Annotated in this window: 11 protein-coding genes; 6 read left to right on the top strand and 5 right to left on the bottom strand. The window is 69.8% G+C overall.

Going from position 1 to position 14,431, the window contains the following annotated elements:
• The first annotated feature begins 389 nt into the window (after nucleotides 1-389).
• From FV227_RS00870 to FV227_RS00860, 3 genes are all read left to right on the top strand, one after another.
• Nucleotides 390-956 carry a TadE/TadG family type IV pilus assembly protein gene (locus tag FV227_RS00870; RefSeq protein WP_281406263.1) on the top strand — a complete coding sequence of 189 codons (567 nt, stop codon included), beginning with the start codon at nucleotides 390-392 and terminating at the stop codon, nucleotides 954-956.
• A gap of 95 nt (nucleotides 957-1,051) precedes the next feature.
• Nucleotides 1,052-1,615, top strand: coding sequence for a TadE/TadG family type IV pilus assembly protein (locus FV227_RS00865; protein WP_281406262.1), 564 nt, complete (start codon nucleotides 1,052-1,054; stop codon nucleotides 1,613-1,615).
• 32 nt (nucleotides 1,616-1,647) lie between these two features.
• Complete coding sequence (locus FV227_RS00860) at nucleotides 1,648-3,315, top strand: VWA domain-containing protein (protein WP_147727838.1); 1,668 nt, start codon at nucleotides 1,648-1,650, stop codon at nucleotides 3,313-3,315.
• On the opposite strand, the gene FV227_RS00855 is transcribed toward FV227_RS00860, so the two are convergent.
• The gene (locus tag FV227_RS00855; protein ID WP_147858111.1) at nucleotides 3,316-5,988 is read right to left on the bottom strand and encodes a glucosidase; all 2,673 of its coding nucleotides are present in this window, start codon (nucleotides 5,986-5,988) and stop codon (nucleotides 3,316-3,318) included.
• Between the two features lie 191 nt (nucleotides 5,989-6,179).
• On the opposite strand from FV227_RS00855, the gene FV227_RS00850 reads away from it, so the two are divergent.
• The gene (locus FV227_RS00850) at nucleotides 6,180-7,154 is read left to right on the top strand and encodes a phosphoribosylaminoimidazolesuccinocarboxamide synthase (protein ID WP_187274639.1); all 975 of its coding nucleotides are present in this window, start codon (nucleotides 6,180-6,182) and stop codon (nucleotides 7,152-7,154) included.
• 72 nt (nucleotides 7,155-7,226) lie between these two features.
• On the opposite strand, the gene FV227_RS00845 is transcribed toward FV227_RS00850, so the two are convergent.
• Nucleotides 7,227-8,588 carry a nucleotide sugar dehydrogenase gene (locus FV227_RS00845; protein ID WP_147858109.1) on the bottom strand — a complete coding sequence of 454 codons (1,362 nt, stop codon included), beginning with the start codon at nucleotides 8,586-8,588 and terminating at the stop codon, nucleotides 7,227-7,229.
• A 189-nt stretch (nucleotides 8,589-8,777) separates the two neighbouring features.
• On the opposite strand from FV227_RS00845, the gene FV227_RS00840 reads away from it, so the two are divergent.
• Nucleotides 8,778-9,320 (top strand): hypothetical protein, encoded by a 543-nt coding sequence (locus FV227_RS00840; RefSeq protein ID WP_147842204.1) that lies wholly within the window; start codon nucleotides 8,778-8,780, stop codon nucleotides 9,318-9,320.
• A gap of 126 nt (nucleotides 9,321-9,446) precedes the next feature.
• Here FV227_RS00840 and FV227_RS00835 read toward each other — a convergent pair whose 3' ends face one another.
• Nucleotides 9,447-10,916, bottom strand: a complete 1,470-nt coding sequence (locus FV227_RS00835) for a HAMP domain-containing sensor histidine kinase (protein ID WP_147858108.1) — start codon at nucleotides 10,914-10,916, stop codon at nucleotides 9,447-9,449.
• A gap of 49 nt (nucleotides 10,917-10,965) precedes the next feature.
• Nucleotides 10,966-11,667 (bottom strand): response regulator transcription factor, encoded by a 702-nt coding sequence (locus FV227_RS00830; RefSeq protein ID WP_147728662.1) that lies wholly within the window; start codon nucleotides 11,665-11,667, stop codon nucleotides 10,966-10,968.
• Nucleotides 11,668-11,967: 300 nt separating this feature from the next.
• Between FV227_RS00830 and FV227_RS00825 the strand changes: the two genes are divergently transcribed.
• Complete coding sequence (locus FV227_RS00825; protein ID WP_147858107.1) at nucleotides 11,968-13,176, top strand: oxalate decarboxylase family bicupin; 1,209 nt, start codon at nucleotides 11,968-11,970, stop codon at nucleotides 13,174-13,176.
• 10 nt (nucleotides 13,177-13,186) lie between these two features.
• Here FV227_RS00825 and FV227_RS00820 read toward each other — a convergent pair whose 3' ends face one another.
• Nucleotides 13,187-14,320 (bottom strand): DUF2778 domain-containing protein, encoded by a 1,134-nt coding sequence (locus FV227_RS00820; protein ID WP_147858106.1) that lies wholly within the window; start codon nucleotides 14,318-14,320, stop codon nucleotides 13,187-13,189.
• Nucleotides 14,321-14,431: the final 111 nt, after the last annotated feature.

The following is a 14,431-nucleotide window of genomic DNA, read 5'->3' as shown; positions in this document are numbered from 1 at the left end:
GCCGGGCGCCGTCGGCACCTTGCTCCTGATATTGTGAAGGCCCCGGATCACGCATCCGGGGCCTTTTTCGTTCCGGGTTCCAAAGCATCGTCGCTCACGGTTCGAGCAGATCGCGAACGGCGGAAAGTCATTTTTTCCCGGCCGACATGATGCGCGGCTCTCCGCAAGTCTTTATCCCGGACGATCGCCTTATTGTCCTAGATGAGGGGGCGTTCCGTGCGACCGAGGGTTGTGCTCATGTCGCGGTGACGCCGCAGGATGTCATCTAGGGTTGGTAGGGCGATTCAACTTTGGTTTAGATCTTCGGGTGGATAGCGTCTGAATAACGTATCTCATCCGCCTCAGGTGTCATGCCTCGCCGCCTCGTTCGCGCATTTCGTCCGTCACCGATCCGCACGTTCGCCGCCGCCGCCGAGGGGGCCGCCGCGGTCGAGTTCGCGCTCGTGTCGTTGCCCTTCCTGGCGCTGGTCGGCGCGATCATCCAGATCGCGTTCGTGATCTGGGCCGGCCAGAACTTCGACCGTACCGTCCAGAACGCGGTGCGCGGCCTGTTCACCGGCCAGTTCCAGATCGCCAACAGTGGGACGACCAGCGCGGCGGTCCTGCTGCAGAAGCTCAACGACGCAATGTGCGGAACCGGCGCCAACCGGGCCTTCACGTTGTTCGACTGCTCGAGCGTGAAGATCGACGTGTCGCTGGCGAGCTCGTTCGCGGCCGGGTCGAGCGCGACGCCGATGAACGCCACCACGAGGACCTGGAACAACGGCTTTGGGACGAGCTACGCCTGCGCGAAGCCGGGATCGATCGTCGTCGTCACCGCTGCCGTCAAGGTGCCGGTGTTCTTCAGCCTGCTCGACCTCGCCCAGATGAGCTTCGCCGATGGGACGCATCTGCTGCAGTTCACGGCCGTGTTCCGCACCGAGCCGTACCAGACCACCGCCTCGACCGGATGCTGAGGGCCGGGATGGTGCGGTGTTCCCCTCTTCATAGCTCAGGCGCGTCCGAGCGGGCCTTCGCTCGGTTCGCACGCGCGTCCGGCGGCGTCTCCGCGATCGAGTTCGCGTTGATCCTGCCCGTGCTGCTCGCGATCTTCGTGGGCCTTTCGGAGTACGCCCACGCGGTCGACAACTGGCGGAAGGTCACGCAGCTCGCCCGGACGGTGTCCGACCTGACTGCGCAGGGCGACGCCCAGAACCCGATCGACGCGTCGCTGATGCGCGACATCCTCGCCACCTCGACCCTGGTGCTGAAGCCGTTCGACGCCAGCGGCGTGAAGATCGTGGTGAGCGCGATGGCGGTCGACCTCACGAACCTCAACCTGATCCCGCGGGTCTGTTCCAGCACCGCCAACGCCAACGCGTCGCCCCGCGCCACGGGCGCCGCCTTCGACCTCACCGTGCCGACCGGATTCCGCACCAACGGGGTCCGCTACGTCCTCACCGAGGTGAGCATGCCCTACACGCCGATGCTCGGCTCGGCGCTAGTCAAGCTCGTCAACGGCGCCACGAGCACGATCACGCTCAAATCCAGCATGCCCTGGCCGGCGCGCGGCGGGCAGCCCGCCAAATCCACCTACACCGAAGTCTGGATGCCGGGAGGTGCAGCATGCCCGTGACCCCGGCCCGCTCGACACCTCGAAGGATCTCGATGCGCCGACATCTCGGCCGCTTCGCGCGGCAGCGCGACGGCAACGTCGTCCTGCTGTTCGGGCTGCTCGCGCTGCCGCTCCTCGGCTTCACCGGCGCCGCGATCGATTACGGCTTCGCCACCTATATGGAGACCAAGCTCCAGGCCGCGACCGACGCCACCGCCCTCGCTCTGTGCCAGACGCCGATGGCGACGACGAACCCGGCTCTCCAGGCCCAGGCCGTCGCGATGATGACGGGCTACATGGGCGCGACCGGCCTCACGGTCGACCCGCTGGCGGTGACGGCGAACCCGCGCCAGATCACCCTGACCACGCACATGGTCTCGCCGGTCTTCTACAGCCGCATCACGGGCGTGACGGCCCCGCGCCCGGGCGGGTCGGCGCGCTGCGCCACCCCGGTGCCCAAGACCTTCGAGATCGCCCTGGTGCTCGACAACACCGGCTCGATGGCGGAATCGAGCGGCGGCCAGAGCAAGCTCCAGGCGGTGCAGACGGCGGCGACGAACTTCGTCGACTACGTGTACACCAACGCCGCCTTCGCCACCGGCACCAAGATCTCGATCGTGCCGTTCGCCGCCGCGGTCGCGGTCGATCCGGCCGCCTACCGCTATGCCACCTGGATCGACCAGAACGGCAAGTCGGCCTATCACTGGACCAACGTGATCGCACCGGCCTCCGCCGGCTTCACCAACCGCTTCGGCCTCTTCACGGCGCTGCAGAGCGCCTACTCGGGCTGGGGCTGGGCCGGGTGCCTGGAAACGCTGCCCTATCCGCTCAACGTCCAGGACGGCGCGCCGACGAGCTCGAACCCAAGCTCGTACTACGTGCCGATGTTCGCGCCCGACGAGCCGGGCGATGGCAGCACGACCTTTGCCGGCTACAACAACAATTCCGCGTTCAGCTTCAACAGCTACATCGACGACTACACCAACGCCAACAGCTGTGCGAGCCAGTCGCAGTCGAGCACCACCTTCGCCGCCGCCGAGGGCCGCGCCTGCAAGTACGTCAACGCCCGCGACGCATCGCCGACCGCGTCGAACAGCTATACCGGCATCCCGAACGGCCCGAATTTCGGCTGCACCACCCGCCCGCTCCAACGGCTGACCAGCAGCACGGCGACGCTGAAGTCGCTGATCAACGCGATGGCGCCGCTCGGATCGACCAACATCCACGAGGGCCTGATGTGGGGCTGGCGGACGCTGTCGCCGAGCAGCGTCTTCGCCGACGGTGCGCCCTACGCGTCGAGCACGGTCAACAAGATCATCATCCTGATGACCGACGGCGCCAACAGCTGGGCGACGAACGGCTACTCGCCGTTCAATCAGTCGATGTATTTCGCCGCCGGCTACTTCCAGAACGTCGACGGTTCGACGCCGAATCCGCGGCTCCCGCCCGGCAACCAGAACGTCACGAACGCGAGCAACGCACGCGCCGCCCTCGACGCGCTGACGGCCCTGGCCTGCAGCAACGCCAAGAGCGCCGGCATCTCGATCTACACGATCGGCTTCAGCGTGCCCTCGGACCCGATCGACAGTGCCGGCCTGAACCTCCTGAGCAACTGCGCGACGACGGCGTCCCAATCGTTCGTCGCCAACGATTCGAACAGCCTCATCTCGGCCTTCAACCAGATCGCGGCCAGCATCGGCACGCTGCGGCTCACCCAGTAGTCACAAGGCGCCCGAGGGCGACAGCGCGTGGATCGGACCGAGCGCGCATTGCTGGATCAGCAGCGCGACCAGGCCCGACCAGCCGGTTTGATGCGAGGCGCCGAGGCCCCGGCCCGTATCGCCGTGGTAGTACTCGTAGCAGAGCACGTGGTCGCGGAAATGCGGGTCCTCCTGCTCCAGCCTGCTCGTCGCCTGGAACGGGCGCGTCCCGTCCGGCCCGCGGGTCGAGAGCGCGATCATGCGGTTCGCCAGCTCGTCGGCGATCTCCTGAAGCGACAGGAAGGTCCCTGAGCCGGTCGGGGCCTCAACCCGGAAGTCGGGCCCGTAATAGCGGTGGAACCGGCGCAGGCTGTCGATCAGCAGGTAGTTGATCGGCAGCCAGATCGGCCCGCGCCAGTTCGAGTTCCCGCCGAACAGCCGCGTCCGCGACTCGGCCGGCTCGTAGGGCAGGGTCAGGTCGGCCCCGTCCCAGGCGAAGTGGAACGGCGTGCGCTCGTAGACCTTAGACACCCCGCGGATGCCGTGCGGCGACAGGAACTCGCCCTCGTCGAGCATCCGCCGCAGCAGCGCCTTGAGGCGATGGCCGCGCAGCAGCGACAGCAGGGCCGTGCCGCCTTCGCCCGGCTCCTGCCAGCGCGAGACCAGGGATGCGAGGTCGGGCCGGTTCTCCAGGAAGAAGCGCAGCCGCTTCTGCAGCCCGGGCAGCTTCACGAGGTCGGTCTCGCGCAGTACGGCGACCGCGCAGATCGGGATCAACCCGACGAGGGTGCGGGCGCGGATCGGGATGCGCTCGCCGCCCGGCGTCTCGATCACGTCGTAGAAGAACTGGTCGGTTTCATCCCAGAGGCCGCCCCTGCGCGCGGCGGCATCGGCGATCAGCAGGAAATGCTCGAAGAACTTTTCCGCCATGTCCTCGTAGGCGGGATCGCGCAGCGCAAGCTCCACCGCGATCCGCATCAGCTCGAGCGCGTTCATCGCCATCCAGGCGGTCGCGTCCGACTGCGTCAGCGCCCCGCCCGCGATCGGCTTCGAGCGGTCGAACAGGCCGATGTTGTCGAGCCCGAGGAAGCCACCCTGGAACAGGTTGCGCCCGGATGCGTCCTTGCGGTTCACCCACCAGGTGAAGTTCATCGTCAGCTTGTTGAACACCCGGAGAAGGAAGTCGTGGTCCGGCCGCCCGGTCAGCGCCTGGTCGAGGGAGAACACCCGCCACGCGGCGAAGGCGTGCAGCGGCGGATTGGCATCGGAGAAGTTCCACTCGTAGGCCGGCACCTCGGCATTGGGGTGGCCGTAGGCGTCGTCGAGCAGCAGCAGGATCTGCCCCTTGGCGAAATCGGGGTCGATCGTCGCGAAGACGAGGCTCTGGAGCGCGAGGTCCCAGGAGGCGAACCACGGGTATTCCCAGGCATCCGGCATCGAGATGATGTCGTGCGCCCGCACGTGGCGCCAATCGGCGTTGCGGCCGGCCTTGCGCGCCTCGGGCGGGGCCGGCTGGGCCGGGTCGCCGTCGAGCCACTCGCGCACGTCGTAATGGTAGAGCTGCTTCGACCACAGCATCCCGGCCAGGGCCTGGCGCTGGACCGCCCGGCGGTCGGCATCCGCGATGTCGGCCTGCAACGCGGCGTAGAATGCGTCGGCCTCGGCGATGCGGGCGGAAAACACCGCGTCGAAGTCGGCGAAGGCGTCGCCGGACGCCTCCGCGATGCGGAAGCGCAGGCGCACGCTTTGCTCGCCGCCCGGCGCGATGGTCAGCCGGTGCACGCCGGCGCATTTGGTGCCGGACCGGTCAGGATTGACCGCGTCCATCTCCCCGTCGACCACGCGACGGCCGATCCCGTCCTTCGGGTATCCGGATTGCGGCGCGCCGAACAGGCGGTGGGCGTTGGTCTCGTTCTCGCAGAACAGCCATTCCGGTGCCCCGTCGGCATGGAGCCGCATCGCCGGCATGGCATGGTGGACGGCGAGCACGGTGCCGTCGGCGGCGAGCCGCAGGTCGGGGCGCGGGCCGTTCGCCCACGACCACGTGTTGCGCGAGAACAGCTGCGGCAGCAGCGCCAGCGTCGCTTCATCCGGGCCGCGGTTGATTGCGGTCACCCGCATCAGCACGTCGTCGGGCCCCGCCTTGGCGTACTCGATGGTGACGTCGCAGTAGCGGCCCGCGTCGAACAGGCCGGTATCGATCAGCTCGAACTCGCGGTCGTCAAGGCCGCAGCGCGCGTTCTCCTCGGTCAGGCGAGAATACGGAAACGCGTCGTGCGGGTACTTGTACAGCATCCGCATGTAAGCGTGGGTCGGGACGCCGTCGAGGTAGTAGTACAGCTCCTTGACGTCTTCGCCGTGATTGCCCTCGGCATTGGTCAGGCCGAACAGGCGTTCCTTGAGGATCGGGTCGCAGCCGTTCCATAGGGCGAGCGACAGGCACCAGTTCAGGTCCTTGTCGGCGAAGCCGCCGATGCCGTCCTCGCCCCAGCGATAGGCGCGCGAGCGGGCATGGTCGTGGGGCAGGTAGTCCCAGGCCTCTCCGTCGGCGCTGTAATCCTCCCGCACCGTGCCCCATTGCCGATCGCTGAGATACGGCCCCCACAGGCGCCAGGCGGGGTCGGTCCGGGTCTCGGCGAGGCGCCCTCCCTCGACGGTCTCGAAGATGCGCGGCGGTCGATGGGTGTGGGACACGTCGAGAATCCCTCGCTTCACGTTCGTCGGATCGAGCCGGGCCTGCGGACCGCGCGCAGGTCGGAGCGGTTTCATGAGCGGCGCCGTCCTGCAAGGCTCGCGCCCCGCATCGGACGCGGGGGCTGGTCACGCCGCGTGCGCTGGTTCACACCGCGTCCGGTCATCCGCGCAGCCTGATGGAGCAACCCGGTTTGGACACGGTATCCCTCGCCCCGCACGCCCACCAAGTCCTCGAGGACGCGACGCTGCCGGAATGGCCGAACCATTATCGCGGCAAGGTGCGCGACAACTACGACCTGCCGGACGGGCGCCGCATCCTGATCAGCAGCGACCGGATCAGCGCCTTCGATCGGGCGCTCGCCGCGATCCCCTTCAAGGGCCAGGTGCTGACGCAGACCGCCCGCTACTGGTTCGAGGCGACCGCCGACCTCTGCCCGAACCACGTCCTCGCCTATCCCGACCCGAACGTGCTCGTCGGGCAACGCCTCGACATCCTGCCGGTGGAGATCGTGGTGCGGGGCTACCTCGCCGGCAGCACCGCGACCTCGATCCTGACGCAGTACAAGGCCGGCGCGCGCACGATGTACGGCCATACCCTGCCGGACGGGATGCGCCCGAACGAGCGGCTGCCGCAGGCGATCATCACCCCGACCACCAAGGCCGCCGACGGCGCCCACGACGCGCCGCTGACCGCCGACGCGATCCTCGACCAGGGCCTGCTCACGCCGGCGCAGTGGCGGACCGTGTCGGAGACGGCGCTCGCGCTGTTCGCCCGTGGCCAGGACCTCGCGGCGCGGCGCGGGCTGATCCTCGCCGACACCAAGTACGAGTTCGGCACCGACGCCGACGGCCGCATCGTGCTCGCCGACGAGATCCACACTCCCGACAGCAGCCGCTACTGGTTCGCGAAGACCTATCCCGAGCGCTTCGCCGCCGGCGCGGCCCCGGAGAGCTTCGACAAGGATTTCGTCCGCAACTGGGTGGTGGCGCGCTGCGACCCCTACAACGACCCGATCCCGGAAATCCCGGCCGAGATCGTGCTGGAGACGGCGGCCGTCTACATCAACGCCTACGAGACGATCACCGGCGCCACGTTCACCCTGCCGGACCCGGCCGAGGTCCCGCTCGACCGCATCCGCCAGAACCTGAAGGCGTATCTGACTTAGGAGGTCGGATCGCACCGGAAGGTCGGGTGCGTTTCCCCTCCCGCAAAGGAGGGAGGGAAGACCGCGCCGCCATCACGCCGAGATCACGATCTTCGCGGTCAGCCCGCGGCTGCGAAGCGCGTTGCGGCAATCGACGACGATCCAGGCGCTCCCGCAGATCGCGGGGTAATCGACCGCGTCGTGGTCGGTCACGATCAGCACGGCGTCGAACGACGCCAGCGTCCCGTCCGTCAGCGCGACCGATCTCGCGCCCTGTAGCGTCCTGTATTCCCGCGTCGCGGGAACCGCGGGCACGAACGGATCGTGGTAGGCGACCCGCGCGCCGCGCGCCTCCAGCATCGACCAGAGCCTGAGCGCCGGGCTCTCGCGGATGTCGGAGATGTTCTTCTTGTAGGCCAGGCCGACGATGAGGATCCGGCTGCCCGACAGGCCGCGTCCGGCGTGGGTGTCGAGGGCGCGGATCAGCTTGTCGAGCACGAAGCCCGGCATCTGCTGGTTGATCTCGCCGGCGAGCTCGATGAACTTCGTCGCGATCCCGAACTCGCGCGCCTTCCACGTCAGGTAGAACGGATCGATCGGGATGCAGTGCCCGCCGAGGCCGGGGCCCGGATAAAACGGGGTGAAGCCGAACGGCTTGGTCTTGGCCGCCTCGATGACCTCCCAGACGTCGATCCCCATCGCGTCGAAGATCACCTTCAGCTCGTTGACCAGGGCGATGTTGACGGCGCGGAAGATGTTCTCGGTGAGCTTCGTCGCCTCCGCCGTCGCGGTGGACGACACCATCACCGTGCGGGCGACGAACGGCGCATAGAGCGCCTCGGCGAGCCGCGCCGCCGCGGGGCCGTCGCCGCCGACGATCTTCGGGATCGTCGCGGTGCTGAAGGCGCGGTTGCCGGGATCCTCGCGCTCGGGCGAGAAGGCGAGGAAGAAGTCCGATCCGCTGCGATAGCCGGTGAGCGCCTCGAGCAGCGGTCGCACGACCTGATCGGTCGTTCCCGGCCAGGTGGTGGATTCGAGCACGACCAGCTGCCCCGGCCGCAAGCGCTTCGCGATCTCCTGCGTGGTCGTGCGCACAAACGACAGGTCGGGCTCGCGCTGCCGGGTGAGCGGCGTCGGAACGCAGATCAGGATCGCGTCGACCTGCGCCAGACCGTCGAAATCGGTCGTGGCGCGGAAGCGGCCGCTTCCCGCCATCGCCGCCACCGCCGGCGCCGGAATGTGCTCAAGATAGGTCTCGCCGCGCATCAGCATCGCCGGCTTGTCGGCGTCGATGTCGAAGCCGACGACGGCGAAGCCGGCCTCCGTCGCCGCGAGGCAGAGCGGCAGGCCGACATAGCCGAGCCCGACGACCCCGATGGTGGCGGCGCAGCGCTCGAAGCGCGCGGCGATCGCGTCGATCGAGACGTGGGGGCCGGCGGCTGGGTCTTCGGTCATCGCATGCGTTCCAGCGCCGGGCTCGTCGCAGCGGCCCGGCGATCGTGTCTTACCCGGTCCGCGGCCTCAGGCCAGGGCGTCGGCATCCGCAGGGCGGTTTTCCTGACGTACAGATGGCAATGCCCTTGCCGGTCTTGACCCGTCTTGGCGCCTATGAGTTATGGCCCCCATTCGAGAGTAGAGGCGGCCATGGCAGAAGATCACACCATCACGAAGGCACTTGCGGAAATCAGCCAGCGCCGTGATCTCCTTCAGGCCGAGTACGAGCGGATCGGGACCGAGCTGGCAAAGCTGCAGATGGCCGAAGGGGCGCTGCGGTCGATCGTCGACAACACGCCGCTCGATGCCGCCGTGTCGCTCGGCGACGGCCCGGCGCGAAGGAGCGCCGAGCGCGTCGCGACGCCCGGCCAGACCTCGACGCGCGGCCCGCGCGGGCCCCGGGCGAACTCGGCGAAGGGCCGGCTCCGCGCCCTCCTGGAAAGCGCCGGCCCGCAGGGCCTGTCCACCGCCCAGATCGCGCAGCGCCTGCCCGACGTCGCGCCGGCCACGCTGAACGCTTACCTCAGCACCATGGCCTCGGGCGGCGAGGCGATCCGCCGGGGCGACTTCATCAGCATCGCCAAGGCGACGTCCGCCGACGCGGATGCGGAGGCCGATGCGGAACTCGAGAACGAGGACGCGTCCGAGGACGAGGCGGCTTCGGAGACCGACGAAGCGACCGCCGAGAGCTGAGGGCGCGCATCCCAGCATGGTGCCGGTCGCCGGCCGACGCACCGGCGGGTGACGATCGCGGGCCGGTTGGTCCGCGCTTCGTCGCGCAGGCCGCCCTGTCCCAGCCGGCGAAGGTCGCCGTCGCGATCAGGCCCCGCCCTCCGACGGAGCGTCCGGGCTCTGCCGGTTCGCGGCGCCCGCCGCCGGCAGGGCGATCGCCACGCGCAGGCCGGGCGCGTTGTCCTCCAGCGTCAGGCGCCCCTGGTGCAGGCGCACGACGGCGGCGACGAGGCTCAGGCCCAGGCCGAAGCCCGGTGCCGATCGGGCGTCCTCCAGGCGCACGAAGCGGTCGAGGACGCGCCCGCGCTCGGCTTCCGGGATGCCCGGGCCGCGATCGGCCACCGTGACGACGATCTCCGCACCGATCCGCGACGCCGCCATCACGATCCCGCCCGGCGACCCGCCGCGGGCCTCGGCGCCGTACTTGATTGCGTTGTCCAGGAGGTTGGCGAGCGCCTGCCCCGCCAGCTCGCGGTTGCCGTCGACGATCAGGCCGTCCGGCGCCGACACGTCGAGGCGCTGGCCGCGCTCCTCGGCCAGTGCCTCGTAGAGCTCGCCGATCGCCCGCACGGACGGTCCGAGATCGAACGGCGCCATCATCTCGCGAGCGTTGCCCGCCTCGAGCCGCGCGATCATCAGGAGCGCGTTGAACACCCGGATCAGGCCGTCGCTGTCCTCGATCACCCCGTCCAGCGCCGCGCGCAGGGCGTCCGGCGAGCGCTCGCCGCGAAGCGCCTCGTCGGCGCGGTTGCGCAGGCGCGTCAGCGGCGTCTTCAAGTCGTGGGCGATGTTGTCGGAGACCTCGCGCAGGCCGCGCATCAGCTCGCCGATCCGCTCCAGCATCAGGTTCAGATTCTGGGCGAGGCGATCGAGCTCGTCGCCGTTGCCCGCGACCGGCAGGCGGCGGCCGAGATCGCCCGCCATGATGGTGCCGGCGGTCTCGGTCATCGCGTCGACCCGCTTGAGGACCCGGCCGGCGACCACCCAGCCGCCGATGACGCCGAGCAGCACCACGACCGCGAGCGAGGTGCCGAAGGTGCTGGCGATCACCCCGCGCAGGCGGTCGCGCTCCTCGACGTCGCGGCCGACGAGCAGCCGGAAGCCGCCGGGCAAAGTGAAGATGCGCACGATCGCGCGATGGGTCTCGCGCTCTTGCGTCTCGCGGCTGCGGCCGTAGACGGTTTCCGCCTGTCCCGGCGTCGCCAGCACGCTCGCGGGCAGGTCGCCGACGTTGCCGACCACGTGGTCGCCGTTGGCCGTGGTCACGAGGTAGAGCGAGGCGCCGGGCTCGGCCGCCCTTCGCTCGACCGCGGAGATCAGCCGGCGCAGGCCGCCGCCGTTGTACTGCTCGGCGAGCCCGTTGATCTCGGCGTCGATCGTCGAGACGATCTGGTCGTCGAGGACGCGACGGGCGCTCCAGGCGATGGTGCCGAGCGCCACCCCGGCGCAGGCCGCGAACACGACGAGGTACGCGATCGACAGCTTGAACGCCGTCGTCCGGAACAGCTTCTGGATGCGGACGAAGGCGCTGTCCGGGGTCGGGACGTGCGGCGTCACGGGACGAGGATGCCGGCGATCGCGCGGGCTCGATCCGTCCTCGCGGGCATCATGATGGCGGCCGCGCCTCGTCGGCGCGCAGGATGTAGCCGGCGCCGCGGATCGTGTGGATCATCGGCGTGCCGAAACCCTTGTCGAGCTTGGCCCTGAGGCGCGAGACGTGCACGTCGATGACGTTGGTCTGCGGGTCGAAGTGATAGTCCCAGACGTGCTCCAGGAGCATGGTCCGGGTCACGACCTGGCCGGCATGGCGCATCAGGTACTCCAGCAGCCGGAACTCGCGCGGCTGCAGGGCGACGTCCTGGCCCGCCCGCGTCACCCGGTGGGAGAGCCGGTCGAGCTCGAGGTCGCCGACGCGGTAGGCGGTCGCCTCGGCGCTCGCGACGGACGAGCCGCCGCGCCGGGCCAACACCTCGACGCGGGCGAGCAGCTCCGAGAAGGCGTAGGGCTTCGGCAGGTAGTCGTCGCCGCCGGCGCGCAGGCCCTTCACCCGGTCGTCCACCTGCCCCAGCGCCGACAGGATCAGCACCGGCGTCGTCACCCTCTGCTCGCGCAGGGAGCGGATCAGCGAAAGCCCGTCGAGCTTCGGCAGCATCCGGTCGACGATCAGCACGTCGTAGGCGCCGTCGCAGGCGAGGCCGTAGCCGTCGAGGCCGTCGGTCGCGTGGTCGGCGAGGTGCCCGGCCTCCCGGAACGCCTTGACGAGGTAGGAGACCGCCTCGCGATCGTCCTCGATGATCAGGAGCCGCATGGGTTCGGTCCATAGCGCGGACCGGGACGGGGCGGAATGGGCTTGGACGGTCACGGTCGGGCTGCCCTCGATCATTCGGTCGTCCGCATCCTGCACCCGCCCGGATGACCGGGAGATCGCGGGAAGATGACCGTTCGGACAGGTTCGCCCGCCACGCGTTGCAGCCATGCCGGGAATGGCGGGATCGGATCGCAACCATGCGGCTTGTCCTGCCGCGCACGCCGTCGCCACGCCGACGATCCACCGACGGACCCGGGCCGGGCGACGGCGCACGACCCATCGCATCCACGGACAGGCCGCATGAACGACATCTCACGCCGTACCCTGATCGCCGCCGGCACCGCGCTCGCCGCCGGCGGTGCCCGCGCCGCCGAAGGGCCGATGCCCGAGCGCGCCGGCAAGGGGGCGGACATCCTCGGGCCGCGCAACCCCGCCCGCGAGGCCGAGGATCCCTATACCGTCGCGCCGCCCGCCACCGACCACGGCACGATGCCGAACCTGAAATGGTCGTTCGCCGACAGCCACATGCGCCTGGAGGAGGGCGGCTGGGCCCGGCAGACCACGGTGCGCGAGCTGCCGATCTCGAAGGCGATGGCGGGCGTGAACATGCGCCTGAAGGCCAACGCGGTGCGTGAGATGCATTGGCACAAGGAGGCCGAGTGGTCCTACATGATCAAGGGCCGTGCCCGGATCACCGCCATCGATCCGGACGGGCGGACCTTCGCGGACGACGTCGGCGAGGGCGACCTGTGGTACTTCCCCTCCGGCATCCCGCACTCGATCCAGGCGCTGGAATCCGACGTCGACGGCTGCGAGTTCCTGCTGGTGTTCGACGATGGCGGCTTCTCGGAAGACTCGACCTTCCTGATCACCGACTGGCTGGCGCACACCCCGAAGGAGGTGCTTGCCAAGAACTTCGGCCTGCCGGAAAGCGCCTTCGCGAACATCCCCGAGCGCGAGCTCTACATCTTCCCCGGCCCGAAGCCCGGCCCGCTGGCGGGCGACCGGATGGGGGGCGCCGGGCCGATCCCGAAGTCGTTCAGCCACCGGATGCTGGCGCAGGAGCCGATCCGCACGAAGGGCGGAACGGTGCGGATCACCGATTCAACCAACTTCCCGGCCTCGGAGAGGATCGCCGCGGCGCTGGTCGAGCTCGAACCCGGCGCGATGCGGGAATTGCACTGGCACCCGAACGGCGACGAGTGGCAGTACTACCTCTCGGGCAAGGGGCGGATGACGGTGTTCGGCTCGGAGTCGAAGGCGCGGACCTTCGACTACCAGGGCGGCGACGTCGGCTACGTGCCGTTCGCCATGGGCCACTACATCGAGAACACCGGCGACACGCCGCTGACCTTCCTTGAGATGTTCAAGAGCCCGCGCTACGCCGACCTGTCCCTGCGCCAGTGGATGGCGCTGACGCCGCACGCGCTCGTCCAGGCCCACACCAAGCTCGATCCGAAGCTGATCGACGGGCTGTCGGCGAAGAAGGGCCCCGTGGTGCCGCTCTGAAGCGGCACCCCTACACGTCGTTGCCGAGCCGGGCCGAACGGCCCGGCGTCGGGGCCGGAGCCGGGGGGCTCTGCTGGGCGACGCTCGGCGGTGCGTCCTGGCCGCGGCCGGGCACGACGACGAGGCGCTGGACCTCGCCGCGCAGGTAGGCCTGCAGGAAGGCCTGGTAGTCCTTGAACGACACGCAGCCGTTCGAGGCCCCTGTCGGCCCCAGCATGTAGGTGTGAGCGAGGAGCCCGACCCGGCCGTAGACGGCGGCGGTGCCGCCGACCGGCGTGAGCCGGATCGCGCGGACGCCGTGGAACAGGTCCTCGCGCTCGGTGAGGTCGTAGGTGCCGGGCGGCGTCGCCCCCCGCATCCGCACGTGGACGTTGCGCGGGTCGTCCATCATCTCGCCGAGGCCGGAATGCGCGTCGAGCTTGGTGCCGTTGGGCAGCGTCACGATCCGCGCGCTGATGTCGTAGATCGCGACCGCCGCCGGGTCGGGGTTGGCCGGGGGCACGATCCGCTGGCGCGGCAGCTTCGCGGGGGAGGGCGTCTCCAGTGCGGCATAGGCCAACGCCGGCGTCGCGGTGCGCTCGATGCCGAAGAACTTCTCCAGGAAATTGCGATCGTCGGGGGCGGGCGCCGGGATCTGCGCCGTCCGGCTGCGGCGGGACGCCTGCCGGTCGGCGCGGCGGGTCGTCTCGGGACCGATCGGGCGCCGGAACTCCGGCGGCCGCGGCACCGGCAGCGGCACGGTCTGCGCCAGCAGGTTGGGCTCGGCAGCAGGCGGCGCGCCCGGAGGCGGCGCGTCCTGCGAGACCGGCTCCTGCTGCGCGAACGGGGTCGCCGGCTCCGGCGGCGCCTGCGGGCGCTCGGCGGACCAGTCGGGGAACGCTTCGAGCAGGGCTTCCCGCCACCGCGCGCGGGCTTCCGCTCCGAGCGTCGGCGCCGGGTCCTGAGCGATCGCGCCGGGCACGGCGCCGGCCGAGGCGACGAGGGGGTCCGATGTCGGTGCGGTGCGCAGGCCGCCGAGGACGACGCTTCCCGAGACGAGGGCGGCGACGGCTGCGACCGAGGCCGCCCTCAGCGCTACGCGGCGCAGGCTCGCGCTCGACCGAAACCGTTGCACCTGTGGGCCGGAGGAAGGATCTTCGACCATGCGGGCACCGCCTGTTTCCAAACGGATGCCGTCGATCCGATCCCGCGACTGCCGGACGTATCCGTGCAAGCGGGCCGATCCGCACCCTCCCGGCCCGATCGGCCGAGCGGT

The organism is Methylobacterium sp. WL119, assembly GCF_008039875.1.
Classification (GTDB): domain Bacteria; phylum Pseudomonadota; class Alphaproteobacteria; order Rhizobiales; family Beijerinckiaceae; genus Methylobacterium.
This window is presented reverse-complemented; position numbering and strand designations above follow the sequence as displayed.